The following is a 17281-nucleotide window of genomic DNA, read 5'->3' as shown; positions in this document are numbered from 1 at the left end:
GCTTCCGTGGAAGCTCCTGCAAGCTCTTTCGAGGGAGCTCTTGTGGGAGCTTTTGTGGGAGCCGCTTCAGCGGCGATGGGTGCTTGCCCAGACCTGGCCCGCTGCCGCGGGATCGCCGCTGAAGCGGCTCCCACAGAAAAGCTGGTGGTTGCCGCAGGGCTGGTGGTTGCCACAGAAGCGCTTTTGGCTTCCACAGGGGAAAAGACGGCGGCCAGCGCGAGGAGCAAGCCGAGCATCAAGAGCACATGGCGCGAGAGACCGGACGACGGCGGCAGCGATACATCGAGGCGACGCGACGCGCGCCTTCGCTCGCGCAGCGACACGTGACAACGGACGCTCATGCCACGGACGCGGTGGGCAAGGCGTTGCCGGCCAACCGGTATTCCCACGACAACGCGGTGCGCACGATGACGTCGAGGTCGTCGTAGCAAGGCTCCCAGCCCAGCTCGCTGCGCAACCTGTCGCTGCGCGCGATCAGCTGCGGGATATCTCCGGGACGGCGTGGCAATTCCAGCACGTTCAGGGGATGGCCCGCCGCGCGGGCCACGGCGTGGATGACTTCGCGCACGCTATAGCCATGGCCGTAGCCGCAATTGAGGGTGAGCGACGCGCCGCCCTCGCGCAGATGGTCGAGCGCGCGCAGGTGCGCCGCCGCCAGGTCTTCCACGTGGATGAAGTCGCGCACGCCCGTGCCGTCCGGTGTGTCGTAGTCCGTGCCATAGATCGCCACGCATGGCCGCTTCCCGACCGCGTGCTCGCAGGCCACCTTGATCAACAGCGTGGCTTCCGGCGTCGAATGGCCGATCCGGCCCTGGGGATCGCAACCGGCCACGTTGAAGTAGCGGAGGATCACATGGCGCATCGCCCCGGTGTCGCACCAGTCGCGCAGCATCGTCTCGGACATCAACTTCGACCGGCCGTATGGATTGATCGGCTGGGTGGGCGTGTCCTCGTCGGCGATGCCCGCCTCGGTCGTTCCGTAGACGGCCGCCGTGGACGAGAAGATGAACTTGTCCACGCGCGCCGCCGCGCAGCATGCGAGCAGGTTCCGCGTATTGCCCGTGTTGTTGGCGTAGTACTTGAGCGGGTCGCTCATCGATTCGGGAACGACCGTATGCGCGGCGAAGTGCAACACCGCGTCCACGCGGTGCGCCTCGATCACGCGCGACACCAGGTCGCCGTCGCCGACGTTGCCCTCCACGAAGGAGGCGCCGCGGACCGCCTCGCGGAACCCGGTCGAGAGGTTGTCGATCACTACGACGCGATCGCCGCGTTCGACCAGCTGTTGCACCGTGTGGCTGCCGATGTAACCGGCGCCACCCGTGACCAGGACCGAGTTCATGCGTGCCTCCCGGCCGCGGCCGGCGGGAAATTTTGCGTGAGCCAGCCACCGATGCCGTCGAGCAGACGGGCGCGGTCGCCGGTGAGGATGTAGGTATGGTCGGACTCGGCGGAATACCGCGTGGTGACCGCCGGATGGCTCATCACCTTGCCGAAGCATTCGCGGAATTGCCGCGCATGGTTGAAATAGTTGCTGATGCCGCCCGAATAGACCAGGTACAACTTCATGCCACGGTCCACCATGCCGGTGAAATCGGCGATGACTTCCGCGCGCGGTGCGGGCGCCACCGCGAACACCGGCTCGGAAGCGGGCTTGCCGCCAACGCCGTTCGCGCTGCCGCGTCGCCGCAGAAGGCGTGCCCAACGACCGGGATCGGCGATGCGCGGCAGGTAATGACGCAGCTTGTAGCCGACCGTCCGGTAGGCATACCCGTCGAGGAATACCGCGCCGGATACACGCGGATCGGTGGCGGCGACGATGTGCGCGTTCTGCGCACCCGAACACAGCCCCACCAGCACGAAGCGTTCGCAACCGGCGCGGGCCTTGAGCAGGTTCATCGCGTCGTCCAGGTCCGCGCACACCTGCTGGGTTCGTGTCTGGCCACCGCCGGTGGCGGCGCTGTCGCCCAGCGTGGACAGGTCGAAGCGCAGCGTGGGGTAGCCGCTCGCGTTGAGCTGCCGGGTCAATTCCACATGCAGGCGGAAAGGACCGATGCGATGCACCAGTCCCGCGTTCACCACGATGACGCCGGTTTCTCCGGTCGCGGCCGCCGGTACGCCGGCGATGCCGACGAGATGGTTTCCGCGGCCGAACCGGTGGGCTTCCTCGCGCATCACGCGGTCTCCTTCAGGCGGCCGCTGACGGCCTGGATCAGCGGCTGCGAAAGGATCGCGCTCTCCAGCCGGCGCAGGTCGTCCCACGGCGTCGGTGGGGCGATCGATGCGACCGCGCCACGCGGTGAGACGATGCGCTCCCAGCGTGATACCGGCGCCGAAGGCAACGAATCGAGCACCAAGGTGGGGACGTTCGCGGCATGCAGGTGCAACGCGGACAGTTGCTGGCGGAGGTGGTCGCCGATGTCGAAGCCCAGCCACTGCTCGGCGATGTCGGCGTCGCTGCGTGGCCGTGTGAAGCGTTCGGTGTCGTCACGCAGCGCCACCTGCAAGGCATCGAGCGCGGAAACATAATCGCCGCCATCCAGCACGGGGTCCCAGGCGATCACTTCGGTGAAACGCGCGCGATCCGCGGCGGCGAGCGCCACGCTGCCGCCGAGACGCGCACCGAAGGCGACCACGCGGTCGACGCCCGCTCGCGAGCGCAGTTCATGGGACGCGACCGCCGCGTCGGCGACGCAACGCTCCCAATCCACCTCCGCACTGCCCCCCGCGGAGTCACCCGTCCCGTAGTAGTCGAAGCGCAACACGGCCATGCCTTGCGCGGCGAGTGCCTGCGCCAGCTGCCGATAGAGACGATGGCAACGGATCAGGTCCTGTCCCAACGGTGGGCACATCAGCAATGCGCGGCGCGCCGGCAAGGCGGGTGCGTGGTACATGCCGAAGAGATCGCCGGCGGGACCGAAGAAGAAAGGAATCTCGGCATCGGTTCGCATGGTCATCTCCGGTAGACCACGCCGACGAAGAACTGGGTCTCGCGATAGTCCTGGCCCATGGCGTCGCTGCTACGCCTCTCCCGGGCCACGGACACGTGCCAGCTCCAGTGCCGGTTCACCTGCTGGCCGAGATCGAGGCCCATGCGCACGGTGGTGTCCTTGCGCTCGAGGCTGTCGTAGGTCAGGCGGCTTCCCGTGGCGAAACCGGTCAGGGTGAGCGTGGGACGAAGCCGGTAGCCGACGCCTATGCTGACACCCTTGTCGGTCTGGTCGAAGGTGGGATCGCCGATGTAGCGCAGCTTGTTGAAGGACGGCGACACGGTCAGCACGATGCGTTCCGAGCGCCAGTTCCAGGTGGCTTCCAGCCGTTTTTCCTTGTAGACCTGCGAGCCGATCACCGCGCTGCCGACGCCCACGCCCGTGCCGTTGCCACGGCCCAGGCCGCCCGTGGCGGCGAACGGGTCGAATGCCTCGACGCGATCGGCCACCGTGGCGTCGTACACGCCGGGCGTGGCGATGAGGTCCTGCGCCGCGTCGGCATACTGGTAGGCACCGGTGACGGACACGGTATTGCGCGGGCTGGGCCGCCAGCCGAGGCTCAAGCGGGCCAGCGGCGCCGACTTGCTGGAACCGTCGTCGAATTCGAGGCGTGTGCCGCCCGCCAGCACGTCCACGTCGAAATGCGCCAGCGTGCTGGTATAGCGGACGAAGGCTTCCTTCCGGTCGTAGTTCGCGTCGCTAGGCTGGTTGGTGAAGTCCACGCGCTGGAATTCGACATTGCCCGACAACGTCGCGGTGGGGCTGAGGTCGCGGTAGACACGGAACGCGGCGAGGCCGCGCGAGGAATCGAACTCGTCCACCTTCGACGCATAACTGTTGATGTAGCGCAGTTCGAACTGGCCGCGGGCGGCATCGCCGAAGCGCATGCGCAGGGTCGGCCCGAGCACGAGCACGTTGGTCTGCTGCTGGTTGTCCGGCGAGTTGCTCGACAGCTGGTCGACCGGCTGCACGCCGGCATAGTCCTCCACCGAGAAATCGAGACGGTCCGGTGCGATCGTCCAGTTGCCCTGCCCTGCCAGCTGGGTCTGCGCCTGCGAGTCGAAATGGTTGCCCAGGTACTTGCGGTATTCGAAGGTGCCGGCGACGTTGGCCTGGAAGGTCGAACCCATCTGGGTGAACTGGAAGGTACCGCCCGGCGTCAGCACGTTCTCGCTGAGGGGCCGGTCCGACGAGAGGGCGATGTTGTTGCTGTGCTCCAATCCGGCATAAAGCGTGTAGTCGAGCGTGCCGGCCAGCACCACGCCGGGTGCCGACACGAGCGCGAGCACGATGGCGCGGGCGAGCCTGGACGATGCCGGCATATTCCCTCCCTTTACCCCTGTTGGCGCACGACGCCTGCCGGCCGCGTGCCAGGGTGCCGCGCTCACGGCGATTGGTTGAACACCACGCCGGCGAGTTTCGCCGGATCGAAATTGGCGACGGCCTGGTTGATCGTCGCCGGGGTATCGCGGCCGTAACCGGCGACGATCACGACGAAATCCGCCAGGTCCGAAAGAATCCGGGCGTCCGGCGAACCCTTGACCGGGGGGCCATCGAGGAACAGGTACCGGTCCGAATAGCGGCAGCGCAGCGAATCGAGTACCGCCCGCATGCGGAACGAGGAGAAGTACTCGCCGCTGTTCTCGCGCGACTTGCCGGCGGGGATGAGGCGCAGGCGCGGCACCCCGGTGTGGTACATGATCGACGCGATGCCGCGCGAGGGATGCTCCAGGAAATCGATCAGTCCTCCGGTACGCGGCTCCACGCCGAAGGCTTTGTGCTGGTTGGGGTAACGAAGGTTGCAATCCACCAGCAGGCTGGTCTTGGATTCGTCGAAGGCGAAGGCGGTGGCCAGGTTACGGGCGACGAAGCTGCCGCCGGAACGCGGGCTCACGGAGACCACCAGGGTCACGAAGTTGTTCTCGCCGGCCATTTCCAGCAGCCGCGTGCGGATGCCGCGGAAGGCATCGGACTGCCGGCGGACCGACTCCTCGCGATGGATCAGGCGCTTGCGCTCGCAGTCGATCGGCGCCAGGGCGCCACCCTCTTCGCGCATCCTGGCGATGGAATGCCCGGGCGACGTGCGGGTTTCGCCGTCGTGGTCGGCGACCATGTCGCCCATCTCGATATTGTCAGCGGCCATCTTGTTCATCGTCAGCCCTTCATCCTCAGCCAGAACACCACGAGGTACACGGCGGCGACACCGACGACGGTCAGGGCGAGCATCATGTTGTGCAGATGCTCGCGGCGACGGTCGCGCGGGGTCGGGTAGAACGGGATCGCGGCGAGCACCGGGAAGCCCGTCGCACGTTCGAGCTGGGCCACCGAACGGACGCGTGGATCGAACCGCGCCACCGCGAACAGCAGGCCGAGCGGGATCGCCAGCGACAACGCGAGCCCCGCGAGGCCGAAGTGCATGAAACGCAGGCCGGACGGCACCAGGGGCATCATCGCGGGGTTCTGCACCATGAAGGTCAGGCCGCGCTGTTCGGCGTCGAGGTTCATCGAGACACGCGCGTTCTCGCGACGCTTCAGCAGGTCCTGGTAGACGTCGCGGTTGACCGTGTAGTCACGGGTCAGCTCGGCGGTCACGTTCTCGGAATTGGCGATGCGCTTGCTGCGCTCCAGTTCGGCCTGGAGCATCGCCTCGCTGGCGCCGACCCGGGCGGCGCTGGCCGCCGCGTCGCCACGGACGGCGGCGAGCTGCAGGCGCATCTGCTGGTAGACGGGATTCATCGTGACGGCATGATCGAGCGGAATGGCGCCACCGGCGGCACGCTGCGCGTCCGCGGTCTGCGCTTGCCGGCGCACGTCCTCGATCTGGTGGCGCAGGCGGATCACGTCCGGGTAATCCTCGGTGTAGTTCAGGCGCAGCTTGTCCAGTTGGCCTTGCAAGTCGGCCAGTTGGGTCTGGTAGATGCCCCCTACCGTCTGCACGGCGTTGACCTCCGACTCGCCATTCAACTGCGAAGACAACACGGCCGCCTGCGACTGCCGCTGCATGTAATCCATGCGGTTGTTTTCGATCTGCGTGCGCAGCTGGCTGATCCGCGTGTTGGTGTCGGTCTCGCTGCCGGGGCGCGCGTCCGCGTTGGCATCCCGGTACGCCTTCAGTTTGTCTTCGGCGTCGGTGAGCTTCGTCCGGTATGCCTCGACCTGGCTGTTGATGAATTCGTAGGCTTCGCGGCTCTCGCGTTGCTTCGAGGCCAGGCTTTCGCTGATGAACAGCTGGCCGAACGCGCGGGTGACTTCGAACGCGCGCTTCGGATCGGAATCGAAATAGCTGATCGTGATCAGGTTGTCGCGATTGTTGACCAGCTTGGTGCGCGACTTGATGCCATCGACGATCTTGTCGCGCTCCAGCGGTGACGGGTTCGTGGCGAGCCAGCCGCCGGCCTCCAGCACCTCGTCGAGCACCTTCCTGCTGAAGATCACGTCGCGGGCGATGCCGGCGCGGTTCTTGTTACCGGTGGCGGTCGCCGCGCCTTCCATCAGGGGCGTGATGATGCTCGCCTCCTGGGCGAGGATCGTGGTCGACGCCTCGTACTTCTTCGGCCAGACGGAGCCGACGCCGAGGGCCGCCAGCGCGATGGCCGCGAAGGCGAAGCCCATGACGACACGCCGCCTGCGCGCTTCGCCGATCAGTGCGGGCAGCATGCCCGCGAAAGGAACGAGTTCCCCGCTCATATGTAACCCCTTGCTCCCGCCGCGGCGGGCCGGTCAGAAAGCGCGTTGCGGAACGGTGATCACGTCACCGGGCTGCACCGGGTAGTTGTTCGCCAGGTCGCCTTGCTGGAGGATCTTCTCCAGGCGCACGGCATAGGACTGCGTCGAACCACCCTCGTTGCGGCGGTAGAGTTCGGTGCGGTCGGCCGCGGCGAACTCCGTCGTACCGCCGGCGGCGAGCACGGCGTCCAGCACCGTCATGCCCTGCCGGTACGGGATCGAGATCGGGCTGCGCACCGCGCCGGTGACGCGGATACGCGAAAGGTATTCATGACTGCGCAGCGCGGTAAGGATCACCGCCACCTGCGGATCGCGGATGTACTGGCCCAGCTTCTGCTGGATCTCCGTGGCCACCTGGTCGGTGGTACGTCCGCCGGCGGGAATGTCGCCGACCAACGGCACGGTGACCTTGCCATCCGGCCGCACGGGCACGCTGACGCTGAGGTCCGGGTTGTGCCAGACGGTGACCTGCAACTGGTCGTCGACACCGATCAGGTAGGCATCCACGGCCTGGGTCGCGGCGTCCTGTTTCGGCGGGGGCGTCGAGCTTCCACCCGTGGCGCAGGCGGTAAGCAACACGACGGCGACGAGTACGATTGCACGGTTCCACTGTTTCATGACGTCCACCCACCCCTGTGACTTCCTCGGTGGCTATCGTCATTTCAATGCGGTCACGCGTCTATTCAACAGCCCGCCTATGCCATTCGACAGAAGGTATGTGGGAGCGTTTCGGGTGATGCTTGGGCCGTGGCCGAGCTCATGGACATCGCCCCGCGCCTGCTGCACCCCGCCTTGCAGGCCTTGCTGCTGGGTGGCGTTTCGATGGTGCTGGTGCTCCTGCGCAGGCACGTGCCCGCGCTGGTGACGGCGCTGGTCGCCGTGGCATGGATATGGTTCGCTTCCACGCCCGCGGTCGCCCTCGCCCTGCACGATGCGCTGGCGACACCGGCACCCGGCACGACGCCACGCGCGGATGCCATCGTGGTGCTCGGCGGCGATACGTTGCCCGTGAACGACTGGTCGCGCGCGACGACGCGGGCGGGCAAGGGCCTGGCGCTGTGGCGGGCCGGACTCGCGCCCGTGCTGCTGGTATCGGGCAGCGACCAGGCGCGTGCGCTGGCACAGGGTCTCGAAGTATCCGGCGTACCGGCCCGTGACCTGAAGATCGAGGATACGAGCACCAACACCCACGAGAACGCGCGCAATTCGGCGTTGCTGCTGCGAGCCAACGGCTCGACCGACATCCTGTTGGTGACCTCCCCCATCCACATGCGCCGGGCCGCGGGAGCGTTTCGTCACGAAGGTCTCGCGGTATCCGCCGTCCCTACCGCCGACACGCACGCATCGTTGGTACGGGCGCCATCCTGGCTGCCGCGGCGCGATGCGCTCACGCTCACCGCGCGGTGCCTGCGCGAATATGCCGCCCTGTGGGTGTACCGCCAGCGTGGCTGGATCTGACGTGCCGCCCCGTCTTTACGGGTCGCCGGTTTCGATCTGCAGGGAGGTCTTGCCGTCGCGGCGGATGAGACCCGGTCCGAACTGGACCACCTTGCCGTCCTTCAGCACGACGGTGTAGTCCTTATGGGAGAACGAAAACCGGCCCGGCCGGCGGTCGAACCAGTTGAGCACCTCGTATCCGACGATGTTGCGGTCCGAATCGGGGCGGCCGAGGCGCTCGATCACCTCGTCCCGCTGCGTGCCCACATCGAGCTTGGCGATTTTCGCCGCCATGCCCTGACATCCGGCGATTCCGGCCGCCACGACGGCCACGGCGATCGCTCGTTTCATCCTCACCCCCGCGCGGTACGGCATCCGCCCGATGGTAGCGCACCGGCGCAAGAGCGTGCGAACGGGGCACCGTACCGTGTGAAGCCAGGGCCGCCCTGCTAGGCTCGCGGCTTTCGCCCGTGGAGACGCCCATGCTGTTCGCCCTTGCCCTCGCACTCGCCGCCGGTGACGGTTTCGAAGGACGCGTCCAGGCCGCCAAGGCGCTGGAACGAAAGGCCGACGGCAAGGCGTGGCAATCGGCCATGTGGGACCGGGTGGGCAATCCCGCGACCGACGCGCTGAAGGACTGCATCGCCAGCAACGCCCCGGCCGACAAGCGTCCGTTCACCCTGGTGGCGGACGTGGACGCCGATGGCCGTTCCAGCCAGGTGGAGGTGCGTCCGGCCACGCCGGTCGCCCGCTGTTTCGCCGGCCAGTTCAATGCCTGGATGCTACCGGCGCCGCCAAAGACGCCGGCGCCCTATCCCGTCGAGATCGACGTCACGATGGATCCCTGATTCAGTTGAGCTGATCGGGATGCGGGCCCATGCGGTTGCCGGCGTCCAGTCCGTCGATGGCCTTCATGTCCCCATCGGACAGTTCGAAGTCGAAAACGTCGATGTTCGCGGCGATGCGCTCGGGGGTCACCGACTTCGGGATCACCATGTAGCCGAGTTGCACGTGCCAGCGCAGGATGACCTGGGCCGGGGTCTTGCCGTGCTTCCTGCCGATCTCGACCAGGGTGGACTGCTTCAGCAGGTCGCCACCCTGGCCCAGCGGACTCCACGACTCGGTGACCACCTTGTGCCGCTGGTTGGCCGCCACCACGTCGCGCTGGCTGAAATCCGGGTGCAGCTCGATCTGGTTCACCACCGGCACCACGCCGGTTTCCGCGACGATGCGATCGAGATGGGCGGGCTGGAAGTTCGACACGCCGATGGAACGGATACGGCCTTCCTCGCGCAGTCGGATGAACGCCTTCCATGTGTCCACATAACGATCGCGTTTCGGCGTCGGCCAGTGGATGAGGTACATGTCGACGTAATCGGTGCCGAGCTTTTCCAGGCTGGCGTCGAACGCGCGCAGGGTTTCGTCGAAGCCCTGCTCGGCGTTCCATAGCTTGGTGGTGAGGAAGATCTCGCCGCGCGGTACGCCGGACCGCTCGATGCCCTTTCGAACACCGGCCTCGTTACCGTAGATGGCGGCGGTGTCGATCGAACGGTACCCGGCGGAAAGCGCGTGGGCGACGGCGTCCGCCGTCTCCGCATCGGGAATCTGGAACACGCCGAAGCCGATCTGGGGTGCGCTGTTGCCGTCGTTGAGTGCGAGGTTGGGGACCTTTGCCATGCGTGTCTCCTGCGGGTTGGACCGCCCGTCATGGTGACGGACGGACCCGCATGCAAGGCGTGAATCAGTCGCCGCGGGCGGCGTAGTGGGTTTCGACGTAGTTGTCGAGGATCGCGACGAACTCATCCGCGATGTTGTCGCCACGCAGGGTCATGGCCTTCTCGCCATCGATGAATACCGGGGCCGACGGCGCCTCGCCGTTGCCGGGGAGCGAGATGCCGATGTTGGCGTGCTTGGATTCGCCCGGGCCATTCACCACGCAGCCCATGACGGCGAGCGTGAGGTTTTCCACGCCGTCGTACTTCACGCGCCACAGGGGCATCTGCTCGCGTACGTGGCCCTGCACCGTCTTCGCCAGTTCCTGGAAGAATTCGCTGGTGGTGCGGCCACACCCCGGGCACGCCGTGACCAGCGGCGTGAACGCGCGCAAGCCCATCGTCTGCAACAGTTCCTGCGCGACGATCACCTCGGCCGTGCGCGACTGGCCCGGCTCGGGCGTGAGCGAGATGCGGATGGTGTCGCCGATGCCCTCCTGCAGCAGCACGCCAAGCGCGGCGCTGGATGCGGTGATGCCCTTGGAACCCATGCCCGCCTCGGTGAGGCCGAGGTGCAGCGCATAGTCGGCACGGCGCGCGAGATCGCGATAGACCGCGATCAGTTCCTGCACGCCGGACACCTTGCAGGACAGGATGATGCGGTCGCGCGGCAGGCCGAGGTCTTCCGCGCGGGCGGCGGAATCCAGCGCCGAACGGATCAGCGCTTCGCGGGCCACGTGACCCGCGTCCCACGGTTGCGCGCGCCTGGCGTTCTCGTCCATCAGGGCGGCGACCATCGACTGGTCGAGCGAGCCCCAGTTGGCACCGATGCGCACCGGCTTGCCGTAGCGGATGGCCATCTCGATGATCGAGGCGAACTGGGAATCCTTCTTCTTGCCGAAGCCGACGTTACCCGGGTTGATGCGGTACTTCGCCAGTGCCTCGGCACAGGCCGGCTCGCCTTCGAGCAGCTGGTGGCCGTTGTAGTGGAAATCGCCGATCAACGGCACGGAGACGCCCATCATGTCGAGGCGCTCGCGGATACGCGGCACCGCGGCGGCGGCGGCCGGCGTGTTCACCGTGATGCGGACCAGTTCGGAACCGGCGCGAGCCAACTCGGCCACCTGCTTCGCCGTGGATGCCGGGTCCTCGGTGTCGGTGTTGGTCATCGACTGGACGACGATCGGCGCGCCGCCACCGACGTGGACACGGTCGATCAGGACTCCCGTACTGGGGCGGCGGGCGCCGGCTTCCGCGGGACGCGGGCGGCTAGTGAGGTCTTCGGTCATAGCTGCCCATTTTAGCGCATCGGCATGACCGCTCGCCGACCGTTCAAGCTGGCTGAGGTTTTGGTTGTGCCAGCCGTTGTGCCAGCCCGGTGGGAAGCCGTTGTGGGAAGCCGCTTCAGCGGCGATGGGTGCTTGTCCCGACCTTGTCGGCGATTCAGGGTTGCCGCGGCGCCCGGCCCTGCCACCGCAACGCCGCCTGCACCAGCCGCCGTTCCAGCCGTTCGGCGACCGACCCGGGCCACCCCAGCCCTATGCGCTCCAGCGCCTCGCCCTCCCCATCTACCGGCTTCCCCGGCGCCACCAGCGCCCGCAACAACGTCCCCTTCCCCGCATCACGCAGCCAGCCCAGCGCAGGCAACAGCCGCCGTTCCACATCGGTGAAATCACTGCCGAAGGGAAAAGGATCGAGCAACCCGCGCCGCCGCATCGGCTCCAGCGCCGCCGCCAGGCCCTCGGGCGTATGCCCCCGCCACGCCTCGGGCACGACGAAATCCCGCCGCAGCTTCCCGGCCCTTTTGGCCTCGTCCACCAGCCCGTCCACGAAGCGCGCATCGGCGATCGACAACATCGCCTCCACGCACGCCTCGTCCGACAGGCCACGCAGGTCGGCCACGCCATATTCCGTGACATAGACATCGCGCAGATGGCGCGGAATGGTCGTATGCCCATAGTTGAAGCGAATGTTCGACGCCACCTTGCGCCCCTTCCCGCGCGTCGCACGCAACAGCAGGATCGACCGCCCGCCGGGAAGTTCGTGCGCCATCGCCACGAAATTGAACTGTCCGCCGACGCCGCTCACGACACGGCCGTCCTCCAGCCCGTCCGAGACGGCGGCACCCGTCAACGTCGCCATCATGCAGGTGTTGAAGAAACGGGCGCCGCGACGCTGCAAGGCAGCCAGCGGCTGGTGATCGCCATAAAGATGATTGACGTTGGACACCCGGCACATGTCGATCGCGTCGGGATCGTCGATTTCCGAACGGTGCATCCAGGCATACAACTCGCGCGAGCCGAGCAGGAAGGCGCCACGCAGGTAATGACCGCCTGCCGCACCGACGTCTTCTCCCGCCGCCGCGCGGCGCTCGCGCTCGATATCGTCATAGGCCCGCCGGCGCAGGATGCCCGCGCGTTGCAGGTGCATGAAGCCGTCCATCACCATTTCGCTCGCGCCGTACAGGCCTGTCGCGAAGGCGTCGCCGCCGCCCCAGCCATTCATGCAGCGGCGCGTGCCCCCTGTGACATCGAGGGCACCGAGGCCGTCACGCCAGGCGCCGTTCTGTTCGTGCCGCAGCAGGAGGCCACGCACCAGCGCGTCCGACAAGGCGCCGATGCCGATCTGTAGCGTACCGCCATCCACCACCAGCGCGCTCGCATGCATGCCGAGCGCGAACTCGGCCGGTTCGATCGGCGAACGCGGCAAGGCGAACAGCGGCGGTGAGACCTCGGGCTCGACAAGCAGGTCGAAGAGGCCCTCCTCCGCTTCCGCATGGCCGCTGACGTAGGGCATGTCCGGGTGGACGACCGCGACGCAGAACGGTTTCGGCTTGCCCGCCCGCGCCAGGTTGTCGAGGAAATCGAAGGTCAGGTCCGGGTTCGACGAGAGGCTGGTCCGGCCGTCACGCCGCGCCACCAGTTGGACCAGCACGTTGATATCGCGTCCCACCAGGTCGCGAGCCACGTGCGTGTAGTTCTGGCTGATGTAGTCACGCTGCGCCGAGCCGGACCCGAGCAGCGCGCCGGATTGCATGTAGAACTCGTGCACGTGGATGTTTGCCGGCAGCGCATCGCGGGCCTGGGCGATCGCATGGTCGAGGTCCACATAGCCCTCGCCGAAATGACGGGCGAGGAAGGGTGCGGCGAAGCGAGCGGCCAGCCCCTTCCCCGGCGACGGCCGGGTCAGCGACAACGCCGTGAATATCGTCAGCGAGCGGTCGTCGCGCCCCTGCACCGCGCGATAGAGCGCATTGAGCAAGGCATGCGGCTTGCCCAGGCCCAGGGGCGCCGCCACCCGGGGGTGACCGCCCGTGCGTTGCAGGATCGCCTCGACGGCGGCTTCGGTGTCACGGTCACGCGGTGTCGATGCCATGGCGGCGATGATGCCAGATGCCGATACACTCACCATCATGAACGTACGTCACCGCAGCACAGGATTCTCCAGCCGCCTGTTCGCCGAACAGGCATTGAGCCGCAGCGCGGGGGCACCGCTGATCGGCGGCAACGCGGTCGAGTTGTTGATCGATGCCCAAGCCCACTTCGACGCATGGCTGGCGGCGATCGCGGCCGCGCGCCGCCACGTGTTCCTCGAGAACTACATCATCCGCGACGACCGCATCGGCAAGGCCTTCCGGGATGCGCTGGTGGAGCGGGCCAAGGCCGGCGTCTTCGTGGCGGTGATCGGCGACTGGATCGGCTGCCTGGGCCAGTCGCGATCCTCCTTCTGGACGCCGCTGCGCGAGGCCGGCGGGCAAGTCCGCATCTACAACCCGCCCACGCTGGGCAGTTCCTTCGGATGGGTGAGCCGCGACCATCGCAAGGTGCTGGTGGTGGACGGCGAGGTCGGTTTTCTTTCGGGCGTATGCCTCAGCGAGAAATGGCTGGGCGATCCGTCGCGTAACGTGCCGCCGTGGCGCGATACCGGCGTGAGGCTGCGTGGTCCGGCGATCGCCGAGATCGAACATGCCTTCGCCGACAGCTGGCGCGAAGCCGGCGAACCGCTGCCGGAAGACGAACGCCTGCTTCCGGTGACCAGCGTCACCGCCGGCGATGTCTCGTTGCGCGTGATCGCCACCCAACCCAGCACGGCGGGCATGTATCGCCTGGACCAGATGGTCGCCGCCATGGCGCGACAGACGTTGTGGCTTACCGACGCCTATTTCGTCGGCGTGGCGCCGTACGTCCAGGCGTTGTGCGCCGCCGCCCGCGATGGCGTCGACGTGCGTCTCCTGGTCCCGGGAAGCAGCGATATCCCGGTGGTGGCCGGCATGTCGCGTTCGGGCTACCGGCCGTTGCTGAAGGCGGGCATCCGCGTGTTCGAATGGAACGGTTCCATGCTGCACGCGAAGACGGCCGTGGCCGACGGGCGCTGGGCGCGAGTGGGATCGTCCAACCTCAATATCGCGAGCTGGCTGGGCAACCGCGAAATCGATGTCGCGGTCGAGGATGCGGGCTTCGCCACGCAGCTGGCGCACCAGTACGAAGCGGATCTGGAAAACGCCACGGAAATCCTGCTGCACCGGCCACGTTACCGCGCCGGCAACGAACGCCTGCGCAGCCGTTCACCGCGCCCGCCACGCCCCCGGCGCAGCGGCGGGAGTTCCGGCCGTGCGGCCGCCGGTGCGTTGCGCATCGCCAACACCGTGGGCGCGGCGATCACCCAGCATCGCGTGCTCGGCGATACGGAAACCGGGCCGCTCCTGGCAGGTGCGGCGGCAGCCCTGGTGTTGACGGTTGTCGGGGTGCTCTGGCCGGCGGTGATCGCATGGCCGCTGGCGGTTATCGGCGCGTGGTTTACGGTGAACCTGGCCGTGAGCTGGTGGAGCCTGCGGCAGCGCAGGAAACATGGGCCGTCGCCAGCCGATCAGGCACCGCCTTCGGACTGAAGGGTCATCGCCGCTGAAGCGGCTCCCACAAGGGCGAGAGCCACTCCTGTGGGAGCCGCTTCAGCGGCGATACGCGCGGCCCGTACTCCGCCGCGGTCCCAGCCGCAACCTCAGTTCCGCGGCTTGAAATGCAGCGGCTGGGCCTCGCTCTTCGGCGCCGCCGGCCCGCAGCTTCCGCACGAACCGCAGCCATCGCCGCAACTGCCCGTGGCCGTCGCGGGTTGCAGGCGGCGGCCGAGCGAGCGCACGACACCGGCGCGGCCAGGCCGGTTCAGGCTGGCCGACACGCGCGCCATGACGCGCGTCGAGGTCTTCGGCAGCAGCTTGCGGAAAGCTACGTACGCGCTGACGACGACGACGAGCGCGATGATCGCTCCCTGGACCAGTTCGAACGTGCTCATGTGAGCGCCCTCGCGATCTGATAGGTGGCCAGCGACGCGAGGTAGGCGAGTCCGAACAGGTAACCGGCCGCCACGGCGACATTGCGCCAGGAATTGGTTTCGCGGCGGATCACCGCCAGCGTGGACATGCATTGCGGCGCGAACACGTACCACGCCAGCAGCGAAAGCGCGGTGGCCAGCGACCACTGGTGGGCGATGACCGGGCCGAGTTGCGAGGCCACGGCGTCGTCGCTGCCCGACATCGCGTAGACGGTGCCGAGCGCGGCGACGGCCACTTCGCGCGCGGCCAGGCCGGGTACCAGCGCGACGCAGATCTGCCAGTTGAACCCGATCGGCGAGAACACGTACTCGAGCATGCGGCCGAGGCGCCCCGCGATGCTGTAGTCGATCGCGGGCTGGGTGGCCCCCGGCGGCGGCCCCGGGAAGCTGGACAGGAACCACAACAGCACGGTGAGGGCGAGGATGATGCCGCCCACGCGCTTGAGGAAGATCAGGGCGCGCTCCCACAGGCCGAGGCCGATGTCGCGCACGTTGGGCAGGCGGTACGACGGAAGTTCCATGATCAGCGCGTGTTCGCTCTTGTCCTTGCGCATGCGCTTGATCACGAAGGCGACGGCCAGCGCGCTGAAGATGCCGGCGAAATACAGCGCGAAGAGCACGATGCCCTGAAGGTTGAAGACACCCCACACCGCGTGGTCCGGAATGAAGGCGGCGATCAGCAAGGTGTAGACCGGCAGGCGCGCGGAGCAGGTCATCAGCGGCGCGACGAGGATCGTCGTCAGGCGGTCGCGCGGGTCCTGGATGCTGCGCGTGGCCATGATGCCGGGAATGGCGCAGGCGAAGCTCGACAGCAGCGGGATGAACGCCCTGCCCGTCAGGCCGACGCGGAACATCATCTTGTCGAGCAGGAAGGCCGCACGCGGCAGGTAACCGGATTCCTCGAGCACGAGGATGAACAGGAACAGGATCAGGATCTGCGGCAGGAACACGAGCACCGCGCCCAGGCCGGCGAACACGCCGTCGTTGAGCAGGCTGTGCAATGCGCTGTCCGCGGGAAGGAATCCGGTGACCCAGTTGCCCAGCGCGGCGATGCCCGCCTCGATCCCGTCCATCACCGGCTGCGCCCACGAGAACACGGCCTGGAAGATGAAGAACATCAGCGTGGCGAGGATCGCCAGGCCGAATACCGGATGCAGCGCCCAGCGGTCGATGGCGTCGTCGAGGGCCACCGTGTCGCGTGGCAGCTTCACCGTATCGGCAAGGATCGAGCGCACTTCCGCGTGCAGTTGCTCGACGTCGGCCTCGTCGATCGGAGCCGGCGCCACCTCGGGCACGCTGGCGTCGATACGCTCCATCAGCGCCTTCGCGCCACCGCGCTTCACGGCGATCGTTTCGACCACCGGAACGCCGAGACGGCGCGACAGGCCTTCCACGTCGATCGCGATGCCGCGCCGGCGGGCCGCGTCCATCATGTTGAGCGCGAGCACGACCGGACGACCCAGGCGGCGCACTTCGAGCACGAAGCGCAGGTGCAGGCGCAGGTTGGTGGCATCGGCCACACAGACGATGAGGTCGGGCGCGGCTTCGCCCGGGTAGCGCCCGTGGCAGACGTCACGAGTGATCGCCTCGTCGGGGCTCGTCGCATCGAAGCTGTACGCCCCCGGCAGGTCGAGGATGTGCAGCGTCCGCCCCGACGGTGCCACGAAGCGCCCCTCCTTGCGCTCGACCGTGACGCCCGCGTAGTTGGCGACCTTCTGCCTGCCGCCGGTGAGCTGGTTGAACAGCGCCGTCTTGCCGCAGTTCGGGTTGCCGACCAGCGCGACGCGCATGGCGATGGCGCTCATGCCGCACCGCCCACGAACACTTCCACCCGCGCGGCTTCCGTCTTGCGCAAGGCGAAGCGCGTCGAGCCGATCTGGATCAACAGCGGGTCGCCGCCGAGCGGGCCACGCGCCACCAGGCGAACCGGTTCGCCAGCGACGAAGCCGAGATCGCGCAGGCGCTGCGCGATCGGATCGGATGGATGGGCATCGGTAACGGACTGGACCACGGCTTGGGCACCTTTCGGCGCGTCTGAGAGGCGCACTGGGCTTACTCAAATAAGAACTGTTCGCATTATATGCCTTT

General features: G+C 67.5%; 17 protein-coding genes. 3 read left to right on the top strand and 14 right to left on the bottom strand.

Annotated features, from left to right (window positions below; translation table 11 throughout):
• Positions 1-337 precede the first annotated feature (337 nt).
• The 7 genes from galE to AB6730_RS13485 all read right to left on the bottom strand — a co-directional run bounded on the left by galE (position 338) and on the right by AB6730_RS13485 (position 7334).
• Positions 338-1342, bottom strand: a complete 1005-nt coding sequence (gene galE, locus AB6730_RS13515; RefSeq protein WP_371024118.1) for a UDP-glucose 4-epimerase GalE — start codon at positions 1340-1342, stop codon at positions 338-340.
• Positions 1339-2175, bottom strand: coding sequence for a dienelactone hydrolase family protein (locus tag AB6730_RS13510; protein ID WP_371024117.1), 837 nt, complete (start codon positions 2173-2175; stop codon positions 1339-1341). The genes galE and AB6730_RS13510 overlap by 4 nt, the downstream gene beginning before the upstream one ends.
• Positions 2175-2951 (bottom strand): serine aminopeptidase domain-containing protein, encoded by a 777-nt coding sequence (locus tag AB6730_RS13505; RefSeq protein WP_371024116.1) that lies wholly within the window; start codon positions 2949-2951, stop codon positions 2175-2177. Before AB6730_RS13505 ends, AB6730_RS13510 begins: the two co-directional genes overlap by 1 nt.
• A gap of 2 nt (positions 2952-2953) precedes the next feature.
• The gene (locus tag AB6730_RS13500) at positions 2954-4312 is read right to left on the bottom strand and encodes an outer membrane beta-barrel protein (RefSeq protein ID WP_371024115.1); all 1359 of its coding nucleotides are present in this window, start codon (positions 4310-4312) and stop codon (positions 2954-2956) included.
• Between the two features lie 62 nt (positions 4313-4374).
• Positions 4375-5142, bottom strand: a complete 768-nt coding sequence (locus AB6730_RS13495; protein ID WP_371024114.1) for a polysaccharide biosynthesis protein — start codon at positions 5140-5142, stop codon at positions 4375-4377.
• 2 nt (positions 5143-5144) lie between these two features.
• Complete coding sequence (locus AB6730_RS13490) at positions 5145-6677, bottom strand: XrtA system polysaccharide chain length determinant (RefSeq protein ID WP_371024113.1); 1533 nt, start codon at positions 6675-6677, stop codon at positions 5145-5147.
• A gap of 33 nt (positions 6678-6710) precedes the next feature.
• Complete coding sequence (locus tag AB6730_RS13485) at positions 6711-7334, bottom strand: XrtA/PEP-CTERM system exopolysaccharide export protein (RefSeq protein ID WP_371024112.1); 624 nt, start codon at positions 7332-7334, stop codon at positions 6711-6713.
• Between the two features lie 141 nt (positions 7335-7475).
• Here AB6730_RS13485 and AB6730_RS13480 point away from each other — a divergent pair, with 141 nt between their 5' ends.
• The gene (locus tag AB6730_RS13480; protein WP_371024111.1) at positions 7476-8174 is read left to right on the top strand and encodes a YdcF family protein; all 699 of its coding nucleotides are present in this window, start codon (positions 7476-7478) and stop codon (positions 8172-8174) included.
• 15 nt (positions 8175-8189) lie between these two features.
• On the opposite strand, the gene AB6730_RS13475 is transcribed toward AB6730_RS13480, so the two are convergent.
• Positions 8190-8486: a hypothetical protein gene (locus AB6730_RS13475; protein WP_371024110.1), complete on the bottom strand. Its 297-nt coding sequence runs from the start codon at positions 8484-8486 to the stop codon at positions 8190-8192.
• Positions 8487-8635: 149 nt separating this feature from the next.
• Here AB6730_RS13475 and AB6730_RS13470 point away from each other — a divergent pair, with 149 nt between their 5' ends.
• On the top strand, positions 8636-9001 hold the full coding sequence (locus AB6730_RS13470; RefSeq protein ID WP_371024109.1) for a peptidase C13: 366 nt from the start codon (positions 8636-8638) through the stop codon (positions 8999-9001).
• Between the two features lies 1 nt (position 9002).
• On the opposite strand, the gene AB6730_RS13465 is transcribed toward AB6730_RS13470, so the two are convergent.
• From AB6730_RS13465 to AB6730_RS13455, 3 genes are all read right to left on the bottom strand, one after another.
• Positions 9003-9830 carry an aldo/keto reductase gene (locus AB6730_RS13465; RefSeq protein ID WP_371024108.1) on the bottom strand — a complete coding sequence of 276 codons (828 nt, stop codon included), beginning with the start codon at positions 9828-9830 and terminating at the stop codon, positions 9003-9005.
• A gap of 64 nt (positions 9831-9894) precedes the next feature.
• On the bottom strand, positions 9895-11154 hold the full coding sequence (gene ispG, locus AB6730_RS13460) for a flavodoxin-dependent (E)-4-hydroxy-3-methylbut-2-enyl-diphosphate synthase (RefSeq protein WP_371024107.1): 1260 nt from the start codon (positions 11152-11154) through the stop codon (positions 9895-9897).
• Positions 11155-11308: 154 nt separating this feature from the next.
• Positions 11309-13240: an acetyl-CoA hydrolase/transferase C-terminal domain-containing protein gene (locus tag AB6730_RS13455; RefSeq protein ID WP_371024106.1), complete on the bottom strand. Its 1932-nt coding sequence runs from the start codon at positions 13238-13240 to the stop codon at positions 11309-11311.
• Between the two features lie 37 nt (positions 13241-13277).
• Between AB6730_RS13455 and AB6730_RS13450 the strand changes: the two genes are divergently transcribed.
• Positions 13278-14753 carry a phosphatidylserine/phosphatidylglycerophosphate/cardiolipin synthase family protein gene (locus AB6730_RS13450; protein WP_371024171.1) on the top strand — a complete coding sequence of 492 codons (1476 nt, stop codon included), beginning with the start codon at positions 13278-13280 and terminating at the stop codon, positions 14751-14753.
• A gap of 110 nt (positions 14754-14863) precedes the next feature.
• Here the strand turns inward: AB6730_RS13450 and AB6730_RS13445 are convergent, their stop codons facing one another.
• From AB6730_RS13445 to AB6730_RS13435, 3 genes are read right to left on the bottom strand one after another with little or no spacing between them, the layout of a single operon-like run.
• Positions 14864-15154 carry a DUF6587 family protein gene (locus tag AB6730_RS13445; RefSeq protein WP_371024105.1) on the bottom strand — a complete coding sequence of 97 codons (291 nt, stop codon included), beginning with the start codon at positions 15152-15154 and terminating at the stop codon, positions 14864-14866.
• Complete coding sequence (gene feoB / locus AB6730_RS13440; RefSeq protein ID WP_371024104.1) at positions 15151-16998, bottom strand: ferrous iron transport protein B; 1848 nt, start codon at positions 16996-16998, stop codon at positions 15151-15153. The genes AB6730_RS13445 and feoB overlap by 4 nt, the downstream gene beginning before the upstream one ends.
• Entirely contained in the window at positions 16995-17240 is a 246-nt protein-coding gene (locus AB6730_RS13435; RefSeq protein ID WP_306846533.1) for a FeoA family protein, read from the bottom strand. Before AB6730_RS13435 ends, feoB begins: the two co-directional genes overlap by 4 nt.
• Between the last annotated feature and the right edge of the window lie 41 nt (positions 17241-17281).

The sequence above is a fragment of the Luteibacter sp. RCC_6_2 genome (assembly GCF_041360655.1).
In the GTDB taxonomy this organism is placed as follows: Bacteria; Pseudomonadota; Gammaproteobacteria; order Xanthomonadales; family Rhodanobacteraceae; genus Luteibacter.
The sequence above is the reverse complement of the archived record's forward strand: the minus strand, read 5'-3'. Positions and strand labels throughout refer to the sequence as shown.